The organism is Tissierella simiarum (genome assembly GCF_018917865.1).
Taxonomy (GTDB): Bacteria; Bacillota; Clostridia; order Tissierellales; family Tissierellaceae; genus Tissierella_C; species Tissierella_C simiarum.
The window spans coordinates 105,615-124,196 of the sequence record NZ_JAHLPM010000010.1; the positions used below are offsets into that span (position 1 = coordinate 105,615).

Genomic DNA, 18,582 nt, shown 5'->3' on the forward strand with positions numbered 1-18,582 from the left:
GTTAATCCACCTCTTGAACTATGGATACTATTTCTTCGGCTATTTTTCTATGTTCTTTAAATCCTGTTAATTCATTAAATATTGCCTCTAAAGATCCTTCCATAGACTTATCTTTTAATTCTTCAAAGCTGCCATCTGCCACAATCATTCCATTATTTATAAGTATTATTCTACTGCTTATTTTTTCAACAACCTCCATAATATGAGAAGAATAAAATATAGTCTTACCTTTCCTAACCAGCTCAGATAAAACTTCTTTAAAAATCATTACGCTATTGGCATCGATACCACTTAAAGGTTCATCTAGAAATAAAACATCTGGATCATTAAGTAAGCTTGATATTATAAGTACTTTTTGTTTCATTCCCTTTGAGTAGGAGCTTATTCTTGAATCGTAGACATTGCCTATACCAAAAAGATCCATTAGCTTTTCAGCCTTTTTATCAGCTTTTTTATAATTAAGTCCATATAATTCTCCGATAAAAGTCAAATATTCTCTTGCCGATAAGTTATCATATATTTCTGCTGTTTCAGGAACATATCCTATCTTTCTCTTATATTCTACATTTCCTTTAGATATATCCTGCCCTAGAATCTTGATCTCTCCATGGTATCCTCCAATTAATCCTAGCATTATCTTAACTGTAGTACTCTTTCCGGCACCATTAGGTCCTATATATCCTATTATTTGCCCCTCATATACATCTAAATTTATTCCTTTTAAAACCTCCTTGGTGCCAAAGCTCTTCCTTAAGTCCCTTATAGTTATTATTGGATCTCTAGATTCCATACAATTTATCACCCCTTGCTTACATTTTTACTACATTATACCATATTTATTTTCTATAGAGTTTTATAATAAATTAACTTTTTAAATTTTCTAATGAAATTTTAATGTTTAACTAATAGTTCTTTAATTCTAATGTCCTATTATATAAATATAGAAAATAATAAATAGGAGGTATTGAAATGGAAATTACTCTTGAACAAATTGATTTACTACGAAAAAGAGCCAATGTAAGTTATAAAGAAGCTAAAGAAGCTTTAGAAAAATATAATGGTAATATAGTTGAAGCTCTTTCCTATCTAGAAGAGCAAGATAGAATAAAACCTGAGGGAGGACAAATTAAAAATTCCCCTTTTGTTAATAGTATTAAGGATATAATATCGAAACTAAATAATATTAACTTTGTTGTATATAAAAATGAAAAAACTGTATTAAACATTTCTTCTTTAATTGCATTAATAATTGGAGTATTCACTTTACCTTTTTCTATAGCTGCATTACTTTTACTTGTATTAACACATCATAGAATAAGACTTGAAAAAAGTAATGGAGAAGAATGTAGTATAAATGATAAAATTGATAAAATATCTAACGATTTAACTTCTGTTACAGATAAAGTTGTAAAGGAATTTAGAGAATAATAAGAAAAGCAACCATTGAAACATTATTAAGGTAGCTTTTCTTAAAACTCATTTAGGTCAGAACGAGTTCCTTCATTAAAAAAGAAAAAGTAGAACTTTTCTATTCGTTATAAATAAAGCCTGCTGAATAACCAGTAGGCTTTATTTATACTGTTTGTAACCTCCTAAAAAGAGTATAATCATATTAAAGGAGGGTTTTCAGTGAATAAGAAAAAAATTTTAATTATAGAAGATGAAATTAAAATAGGTCGATTTCTACAGCTAGAGCTTCAACATGAAGGATATATAGTAGATATTGAACAAGATGGAAGACAAGGATTAGAAAAAGCTTTAAATGAAGAATATGACCTTATTCTATTAGATGTAATGCTTCCATCTTTAAATGGCATGGAGATATTAAGAAGATTAAGATTAGCTTCTCAAGTACCAGTTATTATGCTTACAGCCAAAGACGATGTAATGGATAAAGTAATGGGGTTAGATAGAGGAGCAGATGACTACATCACAAAACCTTTTGCAATAGAAGAACTATTGGCTAGAATAAGAGTAGTTTTTAAGCATAAGAGGATTGATTCTTTCAAGCCAAATATTATTCAGGTTGGGAATTTAATTCTTGATATGGATCAATACTCTTTGACCTATGATAAAAACCCTATTGATTTAACTAAAAAAGAATTTGATTTATTAAAGTATCTTATGTTAAATAAAGGTCTGGTTCTAACAAGAGATAATATCCTTGAAAAAGTTTGGGGATATGATTATATAGGAGACACAAATATAGTAGATGTATATATACGTTATCTTAGGAGTAAAATTGATGATAAGTATAATAAAAAGTTCATCCATACTGTCCGAGGAGTGGGGTATCAACTGAAAGATGAATAGATCAAACTTAAAATTAGTATTTAACCTTTTATATAAATTATTTAAAGGTATCTTGTCTATTGTAGTATATGTAATGGAATTTTTATTTAATTTATTGAAACAAGGAATAGAAAAAATAAGTAACAGACTTAGATTTTCTATAACATTTAAGTTAACCCTTAGTTATGTATTTATTTTTATATTAATATCTCTTATAACCAGCACCCTTGCTTTAGTAGGTTTTAGCTATTATATAGCCGATAGCTCTTACCATAATTATGTATGGGTTTTAGGTATAATTTTATTGATTTCTAATGTATTAGGTCTATTTTTAATCGTATTTATTGGGTCAAAAACTAGTAAAAAACTTCTTTCTCCAATAGATACAATGACAAAAATGGTAAAAGAAATATCCATAAATGCCCTTGATAAAAGACTAGATGTAAGAGGATCAAAGGATGAATTAAAAGACCTTGCTATAACCTTTAATGAAACCCTTAACAGACTTCAAGAGTCTGTTGAAAAACAAAATCAATTTGTTTCCGATGCTTCTCATGAACTTAGAACTCCTATCTCAGTAATACAAGGCTATGCAAATCTTCTGGATAGATGGGGAAAAGAAGATAAAGAAGTTCTTGAAGAATCTCTTGAAGCCATTAAAAGTGAATCTGAAAATATGAAAAACCTCGTCGAAAATCTTCTTTTCCTTGCTAGAGGTGATAAGCATACTCAGAAAATAAACAAAGAAGAATTTCCTCTTAATAAACTTATAGAAGAAATTCTAACAGAAACTAAATTAATCGATGATAGTCATATAATAAGAAATGAGCAAAACGAAAATATCATTGTAAATGCAGATAAAAACCTTATAAAAGAAGCTTTAAGAATATTTTTAGATAATAGTATAAAGTATACTCCTTCTGGCGGGACTATAAGATTAAACTCTTATAAGAAAAATAATAAAGCTATTATAACTATAGAAGATACGGGCATGGGAATTTCTCAAGAACACCTTCCTCATATCTTTGATAGATTTTATAGAACTGATAAGTCAAGAACTAGAGAAAGCGGTGGAACAGGTCTTGGATTATCTATTGCAAAATGGATTATAGATAATCACATGGGTACTATTACTGTTAATAGTAAAGTTAATATAGGAACTAAGGTCACAGTGGAGCTTCCTTTGATATAAATCTGTTCTCTTATGTCGCTGGAAGTTCCTTGTTATTTCTTCATATGTCTATGCAAGAAATATTCTATTATCATGCTTATCTATTATCAACTTTCCCATTAACTCATATCCATTGAATAAATTATATTTTTAAAATTTCTGTAACTAAAAGCTAGTATCTTCAAGTCCATTTTAATTGATACAGATTTAAGATATCCTTAATTTATATATTTAACTCTAACTTCTAACATGTTCAATACTACTATATATAGATAGTCTTTTACAAAAAGAAATATATATATGACCTTTGGCACCAATACACCTATGGGAAGAGCAGGTTAGCATGTAGGGTTAGCTCCTACCTATATTTATTTAGTCTAGTAATTTATTTCTTTCTTACAGTATAAATATAAAAAGCACGATATCCCAATATATAAAGATTTCATGCTTTCTAAGGGAAATGTCATTAATACTAAACTCTTCCATAAATGTCCATGCTTAGGCATTGCTTTATTCGATATTAAAAGTTACATTATCAAACATTCTATATTGTGGAGTTTAATAATAAGGAAGTATCCAGAATATAGCTTATAGATTCTTTTTATAGAAATTTTTGAGTGGATAAATTTCATATTCTCCGTTTATTGGATTGAATATATAACAGTCTATCTCTTTATTCCCTTCTGATATATAAATCAAGTATTCTTTATCTATTAACTTATTTTTTTCATATGGATTATATATTGCAAAAGCTGGACCTATATTCTTAGGGGGGTATGCTATAACATTTTCTAATAAAATATTTTTTTCTTTAGAAATATTAGCTTTTAGAGCTTTTTGAGCATCTTGATAAGTGTATGTGGGTAATTTAATATAAATGTTTATTATAAAAACTAATATTACAATAAAATTTATTCCTGTATATATTTTAAATCCTCTATCCTTGAAATTTTTAATATAAAACGCAGCTATTACTAATAGTATCAATGGTACCAAATATATATCACTCAATAATACTCCTTTATAAATTTTAGTATTTACATAATCAAGTGCTAAGACAATTATAAAATTTAATATTATCAATATATATTTTTTCATTAAATAAAACGTCTTCATTTAATGTATCTCCTTTATATTTTCTTAACATTATTAATACTTTTTAGTTAATCTTTAATAACAACAACTTCATTATACAATACTTTCTCTGCAATACAAGTAGTATGGTATTAAAAAGCATGATATCTCCATATATGAAGTTATCATGCTTTTTAAGGGGAATGTCATATTCTCTATTCTAAATATTCTGGTAATAATATTATTTAGCCTTTTTACCACAAAAAATAATAATTTTTCTATTTTAAATCAAGGTATTATTGCAATCTGTAATTTTTAATCTACTTTAAAATATTTTAAAGTCTCTATAGTTAACTTTCTATATCTTCATTATTGACTTCAAAATGGTCTCTAAAAGTTTTAGATAATACCAGGAATAAAACACCTATAATTAGATATATTAAAAATGTTTCCTTTAATGATCCTACTTTTGGGATATATATAAATTGTATGTTGCTTGGTGTCTTCATTTTTAATACTGCATCAAATCCTGCAAGTATAACTACATAATATCCAAGTTTTTTAAATATATTTGAACTCTCTATGTCAAACAGATTTAATTTCATTTTATCTGATAACTTAAACATCTCATGTATTATCAATATATATACTATACAATTTAATATTTTTAAAAAATACACCATATTACTTAAGATGGATGTCCCTCTTAATGTCATAAATATACCAATGATATAAGAAAACAATATAATTATACAAGAAATCATACTTATGGTTAGAATCACTTTTAAAAGAGTAATAAGAAAATTTTTATTTATCATTTCACATTCCTCCTCATATAAATTAAATTTATCTTTATGGTTAAAGATTCCAACAAGCGAGATAAAGTTAATCACCATAAGCATACAAAGGAATATCTTAAATTTATTTACCTCAAATATTATCATCAAAAATCTAATTTTTCAATCAATTTGGACGAACGACACTTTTATCGGGATAAACAACATATTTTTTAAAAAAATTGTTGTTCATCCTCGTAAACATGTCGTTCGTCCATTTTGTATTTACAAATTTACAACTTATGATATATTATTAATAAAATAGAAGAATTATAGGTGATTAAAATGATTCTCACTGATAGACTACATAAATATTTCGAAAATGAATTTAATCTTTCTGAAGTTGATAGTGCTAAATTAAAATACTCATTAGAAATCATTATAGGCGATTTTTCAAAACTTCTTATATTATTTATTCTGTTTTCAATATTAGGTAGTAGAACTGACTTCATTTACTCATCTTTAGCTTTATTAATGATTAGATTGTTTACGGGAGGTTTGCATTTTAAAACATATGCTGGGTGTATAATATTTAGTGGAATTTTCTTTTATACATCTATATTTTTAAAAACTCATATTCCTCTTAATTTTAAAATTGCAATTATCTTATTTATATTTTCATTACTTACAGTTGTTTTATTTGCTCCAATATGTGGGAAATCTAGACCCACTTACTCTCACAGGAAGAGGCAGCAGTTTAAATTGGCGAGTACAATATTAATGTTTATCCATTTTTCACTGTACTTTTTTACAAACAAAAACCCATACTTTACTAGCTCTGTATGGGTCATAACATTACAAGCTTTTCAGATATTAATAGCAAAGGGGGTTATGCTTTATGAAAATCATAAATTCAGTTTTAAGAAAACCATTTAGCATCATATGTCACCTTCTAGTTTCAGCAGCACCTTTGGCAGTTGCTAACACGGCTTGTTATTTGTTCTGGGGAGAACCAGAATGTCCTGATTGTTTAAAATAATCAATTTATAGCAAATAATATTCTAAATACTATATGATTCTCTCCGTAATACAATTCGTTTAATATTTCAATTTTCCCATTATATTTTTTGACTATTTCTTTTATATTGTACAAGCCATAACCTCTTCCAGCATGGGATTTAGTAGAAAACCCCATGCTGAAGATATTATCGATGCTTTCCCTTTTTAGATATGGATGTTTATTCCTTAGCTCTATAACATTCATATCTTTTTCTTTTGATAATATAAGTATGACAGAATTATCCTCTACTTTTGTCTCAAATGCATTATTTATTAGATTTCCCATAATCTCTATTAACTCATAATCCATTAAATCTAACTTGAATTGATAATCCTCTATTATAATCCGAAATTTGATGCCTAATTTCTTTGCGTTACTTATTTTACTGTATAAAAATCCAGCCAATATTTTATTATCAAGTTTAACCAAATCTCTCAAATCATTGCTTATCTCTAAATCATTTATGTAACTTTTCATAGAACTAATAATACTTTCATAGTCTGTACTCGTTATGGTAAGCATCTTTAGTGCTTGAATATGATTGTCAAATTCATGCTGTCTAGTCCTCAATTCATTGATTAACTCATCAATAACTGGTAAATACTTCTCATAGATTTGTAATTGCTGTTCTTCAAATTCATTTCTAAGCCCATTTTTTAATAAAACAAAATTAACAAGAATAACTCCTATCGAAAGAACTGCCATACTGATTATATTTTCTAGAATACCATCAATGTCCATATACCAATATGATAATATAGATACCAGCAAAACTAATAAATTTAGTATCAGTAACTTAAATACTTTGTTATTTTTAGAAATAAACCGGAACATTAAATGAATTGGAATATATTCACTTATAAAAGTAATTATAATCAATGATATAATCTGTGAAACCATTCCATAAGTAAAGGTATATTCTACCTTTCCTATAAGAAATTCTAATAAAACTATACTTAATAATTGCGTAGATATTACAATGATTGTACTTAAAATGTAAACATATATAATCTCTATAATTTCTATCTTATACAACAAATAGTTTATACAGCAAATTAATATTCCTCCAATAAAGAAATTACGCCATGCAGATATATATCCCCCATTTATTCCAATAATTATTGAAAATACTAAAATACATATTCCACATAGCAGCTTATTTAATTTATTATGATTTATTAATCTTTTTGATATGATAATATAACCTACTACATCAAACATTGCCATTATAATTAATTCAATTAATCTCATGAATCTTACCTCGCAAACATTCTCTATATTTCCTTCCTATGGGAATAAGAGAGTCTATATACTTGAGTTTAATGAGATTATTCACTTTATCAACTTTTTCAATATAGCTTATATTAATTATGTATCCTCTATGACATTGCACAAAGTCTTCTGACAGCTCATCTAAAAGCTTGTACAATGTATAAGTAGATAAGTCAATGGTCTCATTGGTAGTTATCATAAATACTTTTTTATTTTTCGCTTCAATATAAATAATTTCGTCTTGTCTTATGAGATAAGAATATTCTTTCTGATTCAATTTTATGTATTTCTTTTTATCATCTTTTTTAATTCCATGATGAATTATTGTTTCCAAGGCCTTTCTTACCTCTTCTTCCCTAAAAGGCTTAACTATATAGTCATAACAATGTATCTCTCTAAAAGCCATTAACTCTCGTGTAGGAATAGCAGTAATAAATATAATTGGAGTTAGTTTATAATTATTCATCTTTCTTATTTCTTTAGCCAATTCAAGTCCCGAATAATCTTTAAGCTGAATATCCAATAAGAATGCATCATAATGACTATTTTTTGCATACCTTAATGCTTCTTCAGCGTAACCAGTTATTATTACATCTAATTCGTCATCTATAGACTTTATAATAGCTGCTAGTCCATTAGCAATTAATAATTCGTCTTCAACAATTAATATTTTAGCCATTTAAATCACCCCTATATTATTGATGATTATATAATTTTATTATATTTGAAAAATATGGAAAGTTCAACCAGCCTATGTTAAAAGTAGCAGTTTTAGAGGACAATATGTATATCAAAATATTTTAAATTAATAAAGGCCTAATTTAACGTTAGATACTAATTAAAACTATACCCAATTATTACGTTGCGAAAAATGAAATTTAAAAGAGTTCGCCTTTTTCGTATATAATTTATTCATATACAAAATAATATGAGGATAAACAGTTTATTGCAAATTTTTACACTTATGCTTTTGCCAACTTAGTTATTATATGGATGAAAGACGGTATGAAAGAGCCTCCTGAAATTATTATCGAAAAACTCAATAAATTAATAGAAGGAGAAATGGAAAAAGCTCTCAAGAAGTATGAACAAGGATATTAAATCTTTATTATAAAATACTATTTTGAAAAGATATATCAAAAATAAAAAACTTTAAACTAAGATTTCTAGTTTAAAGTTTTTTTATTTAAACACATGAGCCCTTTTAATGTTTTACAACTCGTATTGGCAAGTTGAATTTTTTAAGAAATTCTTCTATTTCTTCTAACTGTTTTCGAGTATAGCCAAAGTCTTCATCTATTGAATACTTAAGTCCTAGCTGCTTGTATTTACTAACTCCAAGCTTATGATAAGGCAATACTTCAATGCCTTGTAAATTCCCATCTTTACTAACTATTTCTATAAACTTCATAGCTTTTTCAAGAGCTTCACGTGAATCATTCATATTAGTAATAAGAGGCATACGAACAGTTACATTGGCCCCTATCTGAAAAAGACCTATCATATTTTTAAGAATTCTTTCATTATTAACTCCTGTTAGTCGTTTATGTTCCTCAGAATCAATATGCTTTAAATCATATAAAAATAAATCTACATGTTTAGCTAGTTCTTTCATAACATCCCATTCTGCATATCCACAGGTTTCAATGGCTGTATGTATCCCTTGTTTTTTACATTCCTCTAGAATGGCTGCTGCAAAGTCAGGTTGTCTAGTAACTTCGCCGCCGCCAAGGGTTACACCACCTCCCGAACTCCAATAAAAAGCACTATCCTGCATAATAACGTCCATAACTTCTTTAACCGTTGCTTCTCTCCCAGCTATACGAACAGCCTCCTGTGGACAATTAGCTTCACATTGACCACATCCAATACATATAGCTTCTCTATTTACTCGATGCTCAACAGATCCGTCACTTAATAATTGTAGGCTGTGGACCCCCTGTGGACAGGCTTCTACACACTTACCACAGGAAATGCATCTGTCTTCTAAGGTCATAACTTGATACTTTGATGAAATACCCTCTGGGTTTGAACACCATCTACATCGTAATGGACAGCCTTTAAAAAAAACTATAGTTCTAACTCCAGGTCCATCATGGATAGAGTATTTCTGAATATTAAAAATTACACCTCGTTTTTCAAGATTTGAATCCATCGCCTTCAGCTCCTAAGCCTTCCAAGATTTAGGAAGATATTTTTTTAACAAACTTCTGCCCTCGTCATTGATAGCATAATATATACACAAATCACCGCTATTGTCTAATTCTACTTTTGTTTCATCAATTATTCCATTTTCCTTCATAGTTAATAAATGTTCAATAAAGTTTTTCTTACTGAATTGTCTTTCACTACCATATTCAGATTTTAAGCCTTCCAATAAATCATTTGCTGAAGCTTCACTAACAGTAGAAAAAAAATGTAACATTCTAAAACGTAAAGGTAACAATGATGCCATTTTTATTCCCCCTTGCTAAACATTTCTAGTGGATTAATTACAACTAATAGTGCACCAATGAAAACAGCTATAGCACCAATTACTAGGTTTTTTGTTAACACTACTCCACCTAGGAAAAAGGAAAAAACAATTCCCCAAAGAGAATAAGTGATGTTTAATGCCATTCCACGAGCTACACCAATACTACTATTAGCCTTATACCAAGATAAGAAAGATATAGCTGCCGCTAAAGCCGCCATAGCAACAACCACCAAAGTACTAGGAGTTGCTAAAAGTTCACCATACATTCTAAATCCTGCTACTAAAGGTAAAACAACTAAAGTAAATATAATACCAGATGTTGCTTGACGAATATTAATAGCTACATTTGGATCTACCATAGACATTCCAAAAGCAGATAATACCCCTTCAGCTCCCCAACCAAAAGCTGCAATAATAGCACATATTATACCAAGATAAAAATTAGGTGAGTTACCTTCAGGTGGCACATAACCAATAAGAATAGCACCAGCAACACATATAAGCATTCCAAAAGCTACACGTGGGCTAATTTTTTGTTTTAAGAATATACGACCTAAAATAGCACCAACTACTGGACATAAAGCTGAAATAGGAATAGCATAAGCAGGACCTGCAAATTGTATAGCTAATAAATATGCTCCATTAGCAATAGGTCCACCAAGTACAGCTGCCATACATACCATAAATCCTGGGAAAGTTTTAAAACTACGTCCTATTTCCCTAAAGTTTCCTTTGAATATATTATAGATTAATAGCCATATAGCTGCCATACCATCATTCATAGCTGCACCTACTAATGGAGCTACAAATACACTAGCACCTGATGTAAAAGGAGCCATAGTTAAAGCCAAGCCTATTATAACACCATTAATTGCGAAAGTAATACCAGAAAGTAAGCCTTGGGCTACACCTTGTCTAGAAAACTTTGCATCCATTTGCTTTTTAATTTCAAGGGCTGAGGCATTGTTCATCTCTGCCATATCATTTCCTCCTTAATATATATTTACAAAGTTCAACCTGTGTCATAAAATTTGAAGAATACTTAAAATTAGACTTATATTCTATAATTTCCTTTTGAAATAAATATTCTTTATCATAGCACAGGTAAAATATTAATTTTATCTAGAAGGTTTCACTTTTAAAATGAAACCTTCTAGAACTTTATTTTTATTTATTAGAAACTATCAATCATTGTACGACTGATAATTTCATCTTGAACTTCTTTACAAAGCTCTACAAAGTAAGCACTATATCCTGCAACACGAATAATAAGATCACGATATTTTTCTGGTTCTCTTTGAGCCGCTCTAAGAGTTTCATCATCCACATAGCTAAATTGCATTTGTCCATTTCCAAGAAGGGAAGCAGTACGTAATAATGTAATTAATCCTTGTTCTCCTTCTGGTGTTTCAAGAATACCTTCTAATAGCTTAAAGTTGTGAACCATTCCAATATTCATAGCTTCAACATTCATCTTGCTAACAGACTTAATAATAGCCGTAGGTCCAAACTTGTCCGCACCTTGGGTTGGACTTATACCATCTGAAAGTGGAGTCCATGCTAAACGACCATTTGGTGTTGCACCAGTTAATTCTCCAATTGGAGTATTGTTGGAAATTGATAAAGTTCCATGACTGAAAGTAGAATATAGCATATTGTAGTTTCTATGAAGTTTTTCTGTCCAATCTACTATATCAGCTGCTATAAGATCTGCGTAATCGTCATCATTTCCATATTTAGGAGCATTTAGACAATCACGTCTTATATGTTCATATCCTTCAAAGTTAGCATCTAACGCTCTTCTGATTTCTTCTAAAGTATATTTCTTATCATCATAAACTAGTTTTTTGATAGCAGCCATAGAGTCAGCATAAGTAGCTAATCCTGACCAAATTAAACCAGGACCATGGTTAACCATAGCTCCTCCATGAGTAACATCAGTACCAGATTCCATACATCCTTCTACTAAAAGGGACATTAATGGCTTTGGTGCATAATCTCTGTGTACTCTTTGGCTGATAACTGTACCAACAGCTGATAATTCAGTAATATGCTTTATTTGTTCCTTAACTGCTGCTTCAAACTCTTCATAAGTTCTAAATTCTCTTAAATCCCCTGTATCTAAACCTTGTTTAGTTCCATGCCATTTCATAACACCACGGTTTAATACGAATTCTATAGCAATTGGCCATTGAGTATAACCAGTAGAAGTCCATTGATAAATACGTCCTGATTTTTGTGGCTCAACACAACCCATCATACAGTAATCTCTTGCATCCTCTATATCAAACCCTTTTCTTAACATCATCTTGATATGAGAATCATCAAAGTGACAAGCAGGGAAACCTAATCCTGCCTTTACAACATCTACAATCTTCTTCAAGTATTTTTGAGGTGATTGGTTATGAATACGACAAGCTAATGAAGGTTGATAAACTTTTACACGTCTTACTGCATCCATGATTAAATAAGTTAAATCATTTGTTGCATCGCCGCCTGAACGTTTTTGTCCACCTATTGTTAAGTTTACAAATGGTTGATAACCAGCAAAGAATTTAGCTCCACCTTCGCTTGATAACCACATCATTTCTGAACATTTGATTAAGAAACATCCCATTAATTCAAAAGCTTCTTCTTCAGTAATATCTCCAGATCTCATGCTAGCTTCATAGAACGGATATATATATTGATCAAAACGTCCAAGGGAAAGACCTGTTTGGTTTTCTTCAATTACAAATAAGGATTCAAGAGTCCATACAGATTGTAAAGCTTCTTGGAAAGTCCTTGGTGGATTAGCTGGAACGTATGCATTAACTTCTGCAATTTTCTTTAATTCAGCTTTTCTCCTTGGATCATATTCCTTCATGGACAATTCTAATGCATAATTAGATAATCTCTTAGCATAAGTTAATACTCCTTCACAAGTCTCAATAGCAGCTTTGTAGAAATAAATTTTATCTATATCTTCTGGATTTTCCATAGATAGTTTAGATAAATTTTCTTCTGCTTCAGCTTTAATACCATTGATTCCTTTAGTAACCAAGATAACATCATATCCTGGACAAGTATCTCCGCCACCATTAATTTGATGGTAGGAAAGATCACTTACAAATGCTTCACCAGAAAATTCCCAAAGTCCAGCTTGACGATATTGCGTTTCACAAATCTCATCTATTGAACGTCCTTCCCAGAATGGGAATATTTCTTCTCTCATAACTCTTTTATCTTCTTCACTTATTATGAAAGGATCTTGAGGACGAGTGGCTATAGTGTCTAATTCATCTTTAACCCAACGCCAAGCAATATCTGGAGAAAATGCACCAGCTCTCGGTTTTCCACAAGGATGTCCAACAATTAACTCATCGTCTTGGATCAACAATGGTGCTTCTTCACAAGCTTTTCTAAAAGCCATAGCTCTTAATAAAATAGGTGGCATTCCTGGATTATTCTTTGTAACTTCAGTAAACGCCTTGGCTCTTCCAATATAAAAACTTGGTTTTGCTTTTAAATATTCATCTTTTAGTTTTTGGAGTCTTGGTGGAAGATCGGATCTATCTTTCTTGCTGTCATTACCATGGCTTAAGAATTCTCCAACTCCGTATTCTTTTTGAATACCATTAAATAATTTAATGGAAATTGATGGTGCATCTGCCCCAAGATTCTTTGATGTTTCTAAACATATATTTGATAGATCATTTATAGCAACTTTTCCATCTCCTATTTGTCCTCCCATACAAAGATGTTGGAACATAGGATATCCTGCAAAACTTCCTATTAAACTTGCTTCACTAATTTCTACAAGTTTAATCCAAAGACATTCTACGATTTCATAAACTTCTGCCTTTGTAATTCTACCTGATCTTAAATCAGATTCATAATAAGGATATAGATATTTATCAAATCCTCCTGGTGAAACAGAACAATTTCCGGACTCTATTTGTAAAATTAATTGGAAGAAATAAAAAGCTTGACATGCTTCTTTAAAAGTTTCTGCTGGATATGCAGGAACCTTTTCACAGATTTGTGCAATTTCAAAAAGCTCTTTTCTTCTATAAGGATTTTCTTCATTAACTGCTAAACTATAAGCCTTATCTGCAAATCTTTTAGCAAACCCAATAGTAGCATCACATGCAATTATAGCTGATTCCCAGAAACTTGCTTTTTCTGCATCATCTCTATTTTTAGGAACTCCAATTTCTTCTAGCTTTTTAAGTACCTCTTTTTTAATGTTTACAAATCCTCTAGTTAAAACTATATTGTAGTTTGGTGAATAACATTTTGTTTCTGAGCTTATTGCTTCATCTAAGATAAAGGAATATATAGATGAACTATTTTGTTTCCCATCATAAGAAGACTCAGGAAACATAAGAGAATATCTAGGTTTTTTAGCTTGATTTCCTACAATCAATTCATCTTTTCCTATACAAACTGTCATTTCTTCTAATAATTTCTTTAACACCTTAGCTCTTTTTAATACTGCAGGGTCAGCTGCAAAATCTTCATACGCCTTTGTAACAATTTCTGCTCTCTCAGTACAGATTCCAGTGTCATTTGCGAAAAATCTTTGTTTTAAAACATTTCCTCTAGGTGAAATCCTTGTGTCAAACATCTATCTATCCTCTCCTTCTCATTTCCCTTGAAAAGTATCCCTATAAATTCTCTTAACTTCTTCTCTTGACGGTTGCCTTGGGTTTGTTATTGTACAACTATCATTAAGAGCCAATGTTGTCAAATTGTCTATTTGTCTTTCAAATGCCTCATTCTCTATGTTTACATCACATATCCCATTTGGCATATTCATTTTTTCTTTCAGCACTCTAATTGCTGCAATTAAATTTCTAGTTCCTTCAGCCGGTGTACTGCTTGGAAGGTGTAATAGCTCTGCTAAATATGCATACTTCTTAGCAGCTACATTTTTTGCACCACCTTCTAAGTCTGCATTATAAGCTACAACATAAGGAAGTAATAATGCGTTAGCCCTTCCATGAGGAATGTGGAAAATTCCACCTAATGCATGGGCAAGGCTATGATTAATCCCAAGTGATGCATTTGTGAAAGCCATTCCCGCCATACATGAAGCATTGTGCATCTTTTCTCTAGCTTCTTTATTTGAGCCATCTCTATATGCATCTAGCAGATAATCAAAAACAATTTTTATCGTTTTTTCAGCCAATGCATCAGTAAAATCGCTTGCATCAGTTGAAACATAAGCCTCTAATGCATGGCATAATACATCTATTCCTGTATCTGCTGTAATCTTTGAAGGTACAGATTCAACAAAAATTGGATCTAGAATTGCTATATCAGGAATCATCCATTCGTCTACAAGAGCAAGTTTTTCTTCTCCTATCTTAATGACTGAAAAAGAAGTTACTTCAGATCCAGTTCCACTAGTTGATGGAATAGCTATAAAAGTCGGTTTTTTAAACTCTTCTCCTTTAGAACTTTTCATCTTCCAGAAAGCATATAGTATTCCTTTAGTTGTATCTATAACCGATCCTCCACCTAAAGCTATAACAATATCCGGGAAGTCTTCTGACATTTTTCTCATACCATCTACTATCATCTTAATATTAGGATCTGGTTGTATATCTGAAAAGACTTGACTCCTAATTCCCTTTTCTCCTAGGATTTTAATTACGCTATCAGAAAATCCTAGTTGCTCCATTACTCCGTCTGTCACAATTAGGGCTCTATTTCCTTCTATTTCTTTCAAATAATCTATCGAATCTCTGTTAAAATAAATCGTTGGTTTTATTGAAAATTGTTGCATTTGCTGTTTTCACCGCCCTTAATTATCAACTTGTATTTGCTCAACAATAGCTATAATTGACATATTATCCTGATATATATCCTTTTTTTCATTGTTAGAGCATTCACCTACTAAAACAATATCACCTTGACCAGCACCTACTCTGTCAACTGCAACATATGTGACGCCTTCTTTTACATTTTTATATTCATCTATTTCTGTAACTAAAAGAAGTTTTGCTCCCATTAATTCAACGGTTTTTTGGTTGGAAATAATCCTTCCTGTCACTTTTGCTAAAATCATTTTATTCCTCCTAAAATCACTTTAAACATTAGTTGTTTAATTGAGCAATTACTTCCTTTAATAAACGTGCTATTTGTTCTTCGCTTATTTCTTCTTTCTTTTCATTACAAGTATTATTATCTGCACATGGTCTAGTAAATCTTGTATCTGGTTCTGTAAACCTTGTATCTCCTATTGTGAACCTTGTATCTGGCTCTGAGAATCTCGTATCTGCTATTGAAAATCTTGTATCAATCGTATTGTCTGATGGTCTTAAATCTTCCAATTCTTTTACTCCATATACAGTTCTTCTTATATTTATAAGATTCATAGGTCCAATATTATCTGAAGTTGAACTTCCTCCAATGGCTCCACAACCTAATGTAAGTGCTGGAACTAAGCCTGTAGTTGCACCTATACCACCTAAAGCTCCTGGAGTATTAACTAACAATCTTGATACAGGTTTCTTTAATGCAAATTCTCTTATTATTTCTTCATTATTAGAATGGATTATGAGAGTATGTCCCGCACCTTCGTTATTTAATATTTCTATACATCTTTCACAAGCTTTTTCCCAAGTAGATTCACAGTAAAAAGCTAATATTGGTGCAAGTTTTTCTCTTGAATATGGATATTGATATCCTACTCTTGTTTCTTCTGCTATTAACACTCTAGTACCTTGTGGTACATTTAAGTTTGCTAATTCTGCTATAGCTTCAACACTTTTACCTACGATTTGCGGATTCATAGTTCCATTAGCTCTCATAATAAACTTTTCAAGTTTTGCTGCTTCTTCTCTACTTAAGAAATAAGCTCCCTGTCTTCTAAGCTCTTCTACTGCTCTATCTCTCATACACTCTTCCACTACTATAGATTGTTCTGAAGCACATATAGTACCGTTATCAAAAGTTTTACTATCAAGTATTCTCTTAACCGCTAGCTTTATATCTGCTGATTTTTCTATAAAAGCTGGTCCATTTCCTGGTCCAACACCTATGGCTGGAGTTCCTGAACTGTAAGCTGCCTTAACCATAGCTGAACCACCAGTAGCTAATATAAGAGAAACATCATTATGTTTCATAAGTTCATTAGTTCCTTCCATAGTAAGAAGTGTCATACTTCCTATAACACCTTCTGGTGCACCAGCTGAAACAGCAGCTGAAGATATAATTTTAACTGTTTCTAATATACAGTTCTTAGCACTTGGATGTGGTGAAAATATTATGGCATTTCCTGATTTTATAGCAATCATAGCCTTATATATAGCTGTAGAAGTAGGATTAGTCGAAGGAATAAGTCCTGCTATAACCCCTACAGGTACTGCTACTTCTATAACTTTTCTTTCTTTATCTTCATTTATTATTCCTACAGTTTTCATATCCTTTATATGGTCATATACAACTTGACTAGCAAAAGTATTTTTTACAATCTTATCTTGCCATCTTCCAAATCCTGTTTCTTCTTGAGCCATTCTAGCTAATCTTTCTGCATGCTGAACTCCTGCATCCGCTATAGCCTTAACTATTCTATCTATTTCAACTTGACTCATTCCAGCCAATTTTTTTTGTGCTTCTTTTGCTTTTCTTATTAGTTCTCTAACTTCTTGAATTGACTGTAGATCAATATCTAAATTTCCCATTAGCCTAACCTCTTTTCTATTCGTAAATGATATATTTAAAACGTTGGAACTCCTAATGATATTGGCTTCTGTCCCATAGATTTCAGTACATTCAATCCAACTTCTTTGGCCGCTATTACAGATTGTCTAACAGCTCCTGAATCTCCAATTACGGTAACAGCTATCTGATTTGAGTATCCTGATGAATTTACATCTAAATAACTAACAACATCAACACTTGCAGTCTTAAGAGCTGTATCAGCCATAACAAGTCCTACTGCTGCTGGTGCTCCAATTACAATACCAAAGGATTTCCCAACACTTGCACCATATGCTGCTTCTAAAGCTAAACTTGCTCTTGCAGTATAGTGTAATTCAATATGCCCAGCATCACATGTAAAAATATCTCCCATATGATTTTCAACTGACTTCAACATAACTTCTACTGCACGACGTGCATCAGATACATCATGAGATGCAAAAATAACAGTTGCTCCTCTTCCTGCTCCGCCTTTCATATCACGTGGAAATTGGATGGATGCAATTTCTGTATTTGTAGCTTTTACTGCATCATCCGCTGCCCAAATATGAGAAGCTCCACCTATTCTTGAGCTTACAAATCCAACTGAACGATATTTTGGATCAAGTCCTATCTGCTTTCTTAATTGTGAATCCAGATTAGCAATTACTAGACCAACCGTATCACCTACTGTACTTCCTACAAACTCTGTAATAGGGGTGATTTTTTCTTGGCTTCCTCCATTAATAACCTTTTCTAAAATTTCTGGGTTCATCTTTTATTACACACC

General features: G+C 30.9%; 18 protein-coding genes and 1 pseudogene. 6 read left to right on the plus strand and 13 right to left on the minus strand.

What is annotated here, in order from left to right:
- Position 1 precedes the first annotated feature (1 nt).
- Positions 2-790, minus strand: a complete 789-nt coding sequence (locus KQI42_RS12605) for an ABC transporter ATP-binding protein (RefSeq protein ID WP_216520289.1) — start codon at positions 788-790, stop codon at positions 2-4.
- Positions 791-969: 179 nt separating this feature from the next.
- Here KQI42_RS12605 and KQI42_RS12610 point away from each other — a divergent pair, with 179 nt between their 5' ends.
- From KQI42_RS12610 to KQI42_RS12620, 3 genes are all read left to right on the plus strand, one after another.
- Positions 970-1,428, plus strand: a complete 459-nt coding sequence (locus tag KQI42_RS12610) for a DUF4342 domain-containing protein (protein WP_216520291.1) — start codon at positions 970-972, stop codon at positions 1,426-1,428.
- 201 nt (positions 1,429-1,629) lie between these two features.
- Complete coding sequence (locus KQI42_RS21690; RefSeq protein WP_216520293.1) at positions 1,630-2,313, plus strand: response regulator transcription factor; 684 nt, start codon at positions 1,630-1,632, stop codon at positions 2,311-2,313.
- Positions 2,306-3,484, plus strand: a complete 1,179-nt coding sequence (locus KQI42_RS12620; protein ID WP_216520295.1) for a sensor histidine kinase — start codon at positions 2,306-2,308, stop codon at positions 3,482-3,484. Before KQI42_RS21690 ends, KQI42_RS12620 begins: the two co-directional genes overlap by 8 nt.
- A gap of 567 nt (positions 3,485-4,051) precedes the next feature.
- Here the strand turns inward: KQI42_RS12620 and KQI42_RS12625 are convergent.
- Together KQI42_RS12625 and KQI42_RS12630 are read right to left on the minus strand one after the other, a co-directional pair.
- Complete coding sequence (locus tag KQI42_RS12625; protein WP_216520297.1) at positions 4,052-4,579, minus strand: hypothetical protein; 528 nt, start codon at positions 4,577-4,579, stop codon at positions 4,052-4,054.
- Positions 4,580-4,887: 308 nt separating this feature from the next.
- Positions 4,888-5,355: a hypothetical protein gene (locus tag KQI42_RS12630; protein ID WP_216520299.1), complete on the minus strand. Its 468-nt coding sequence runs from the start codon at positions 5,353-5,355 to the stop codon at positions 4,888-4,890.
- A gap of 303 nt (positions 5,356-5,658) precedes the next feature.
- Between KQI42_RS12630 and KQI42_RS12635 the strand changes: the two genes are divergently transcribed.
- Together KQI42_RS12635 and KQI42_RS21825 are read left to right on the plus strand one after the other, a co-directional pair.
- Positions 5,659-6,249: an accessory gene regulator ArgB-like protein gene (locus KQI42_RS12635; RefSeq protein ID WP_246566505.1), complete on the plus strand. Its 591-nt coding sequence runs from the start codon at positions 5,659-5,661 to the stop codon at positions 6,247-6,249.
- Positions 6,212-6,352 (plus strand): cyclic lactone autoinducer peptide, encoded by a 141-nt coding sequence (locus tag KQI42_RS21825; RefSeq protein WP_216520303.1) that lies wholly within the window; start codon positions 6,212-6,214, stop codon positions 6,350-6,352. The genes KQI42_RS12635 and KQI42_RS21825 overlap by 38 nt, the downstream gene beginning before the upstream one ends.
- Here KQI42_RS21825 and KQI42_RS12645 read toward each other — a convergent pair whose 3' ends face one another.
- Both KQI42_RS12645 and KQI42_RS12650 read right to left on the minus strand, forming a co-directional pair.
- Positions 6,353-7,624: a sensor histidine kinase gene (locus KQI42_RS12645; RefSeq protein WP_216520305.1), complete on the minus strand. Its 1,272-nt coding sequence runs from the start codon at positions 7,622-7,624 to the stop codon at positions 6,353-6,355.
- Positions 7,611-8,324, minus strand: a complete 714-nt coding sequence (locus tag KQI42_RS12650; RefSeq protein ID WP_216520308.1) for a LytR/AlgR family response regulator transcription factor — start codon at positions 8,322-8,324, stop codon at positions 7,611-7,613. The genes KQI42_RS12645 and KQI42_RS12650 overlap by 14 nt, the downstream gene beginning before the upstream one ends.
- 263 nt (positions 8,325-8,587) lie before the next feature.
- Between KQI42_RS12650 and KQI42_RS12655 the strand changes: the two are divergent.
- A pseudogene (locus KQI42_RS12655) lies at positions 8,588-8,746 on the plus strand (TetR-like C-terminal domain-containing protein); the annotation flags it as partial.
- A 103-nt stretch (positions 8,747-8,849) separates the two neighbouring features.
- Here KQI42_RS12655 and cutD read toward each other — a convergent pair.
- The 8 genes from cutD to pduB form a co-directional block, all read right to left on the minus strand.
- Positions 8,850-9,800, minus strand: coding sequence for a choline TMA-lyase-activating enzyme (gene cutD / locus KQI42_RS12660; protein ID WP_216520310.1), 951 nt, complete (start codon positions 9,798-9,800; stop codon positions 8,850-8,852).
- 12 nt (positions 9,801-9,812) lie between these two features.
- A complete protein-coding gene (locus tag KQI42_RS12665; protein WP_216520312.1) occupies positions 9,813-10,100 on the minus strand; it encodes a hypothetical protein in 288 nt (95 codons plus the stop codon).
- Positions 10,101-10,102: 2 nt separating this feature from the next.
- Positions 10,103-11,101: a DMT family transporter gene (locus KQI42_RS12670; protein ID WP_216520314.1), complete on the minus strand. Its 999-nt coding sequence runs from the start codon at positions 11,099-11,101 to the stop codon at positions 10,103-10,105.
- A gap of 194 nt (positions 11,102-11,295) precedes the next feature.
- Complete coding sequence (gene cutC, locus KQI42_RS12675) at positions 11,296-14,730, minus strand: choline trimethylamine-lyase (protein WP_216520316.1); 3,435 nt, start codon at positions 14,728-14,730, stop codon at positions 11,296-11,298.
- 18 nt (positions 14,731-14,748) lie between these two features.
- On the minus strand, positions 14,749-15,894 hold the full coding sequence (locus tag KQI42_RS12680) for a 1-propanol dehydrogenase PduQ (RefSeq protein WP_216520318.1): 1,146 nt from the start codon (positions 15,892-15,894) through the stop codon (positions 14,749-14,751).
- Between the two features lie 18 nt (positions 15,895-15,912).
- Positions 15,913-16,176, minus strand: a complete 264-nt coding sequence (locus KQI42_RS12685) for a EutN/CcmL family microcompartment protein (protein ID WP_216520320.1) — start codon at positions 16,174-16,176, stop codon at positions 15,913-15,915.
- Positions 16,177-16,204: 28 nt separating this feature from the next.
- Positions 16,205-17,794 (minus strand): acetaldehyde dehydrogenase (acetylating), encoded by a 1,590-nt coding sequence (locus KQI42_RS12690; protein ID WP_216520322.1) that lies wholly within the window; start codon positions 17,792-17,794, stop codon positions 16,205-16,207.
- 35 nt (positions 17,795-17,829) lie between these two features.
- A complete protein-coding gene (pduB, locus tag KQI42_RS12695; protein WP_216520324.1) occupies positions 17,830-18,567 on the minus strand; it encodes a propanediol utilization microcompartment protein PduB in 738 nt (245 codons plus the stop codon).
- Between the last annotated feature and the right edge of the window lie 15 nt (positions 18,568-18,582).

Coding starts and splice junctions, on each gene's coding strand:
- KQI42_RS12635 (WP_246566505.1), top strand. CDS start 5,659: ATGATTCTCACTGATAGACTACATAAATATTTCGAAAATGAATTTAAT.
- KQI42_RS12665 (WP_216520312.1), bottom strand. CDS start 10,100: ATGGCATCATTGTTACCTTTACGTTTTAGAATGTTACATTTTTTTTCT.
- KQI42_RS12680 (WP_216520318.1), bottom strand. CDS start 15,894: ATGCAACAATTTTCAATAAAACCAACGATTTATTTTAACAGAGATTCG.
- cutD (WP_216520310.1), bottom strand. CDS start 9,800: ATGGATTCAAATCTTGAAAAACGAGGTGTAATTTTTAATATTCAGAAA.
- KQI42_RS12620 (WP_216520295.1), top strand. CDS start 2,306: ATGAATAGATCAAACTTAAAATTAGTATTTAACCTTTTATATAAATTA.
- KQI42_RS12670 (WP_216520314.1), bottom strand. CDS start 11,101: ATGGCAGAGATGAACAATGCCTCAGCCCTTGAAATTAAAAAGCAAATG.
- KQI42_RS12610 (WP_216520291.1), top strand. CDS start 970: ATGGAAATTACTCTTGAACAAATTGATTTACTACGAAAAAGAGCCAAT.
- pduB (WP_216520324.1), bottom strand. CDS start 18,567: ATGAACCCAGAAATTTTAGAAAAGGTTATTAATGGAGGAAGCCAAGAA.
- KQI42_RS12685 (WP_216520320.1), bottom strand. CDS start 16,176: ATGATTTTAGCAAAAGTGACAGGAAGGATTATTTCCAACCAAAAAACC.
- cutC (WP_216520316.1), bottom strand. CDS start 14,730: ATGTTTGACACAAGGATTTCACCTAGAGGAAATGTTTTAAAACAAAGA.
- KQI42_RS12605 (WP_216520289.1), bottom strand. CDS start 790: ATGGAATCTAGAGATCCAATAATAACTATAAGGGACTTAAGGAAGAGC.
- KQI42_RS21825 (WP_216520303.1), top strand. CDS start 6,212: ATGAAAATCATAAATTCAGTTTTAAGAAAACCATTTAGCATCATATGT.
- KQI42_RS12650 (WP_216520308.1), bottom strand. CDS start 8,324: ATGGCTAAAATATTAATTGTTGAAGACGAATTATTAATTGCTAATGGA.
- KQI42_RS12630 (WP_216520299.1), bottom strand. CDS start 5,355: ATGATAAATAAAAATTTTCTTATTACTCTTTTAAAAGTGATTCTAACC.
- KQI42_RS12690 (WP_216520322.1), bottom strand. CDS start 17,794: ATGGGAAATTTAGATATTGATCTACAGTCAATTCAAGAAGTTAGAGAA.
- KQI42_RS12645 (WP_216520305.1), bottom strand. CDS start 7,624: ATGAGATTAATTGAATTAATTATAATGGCAATGTTTGATGTAGTAGGT.
- KQI42_RS12625 (WP_216520297.1), bottom strand. CDS start 4,579: ATGAAGACGTTTTATTTAATGAAAAAATATATATTGATAATATTAAAT.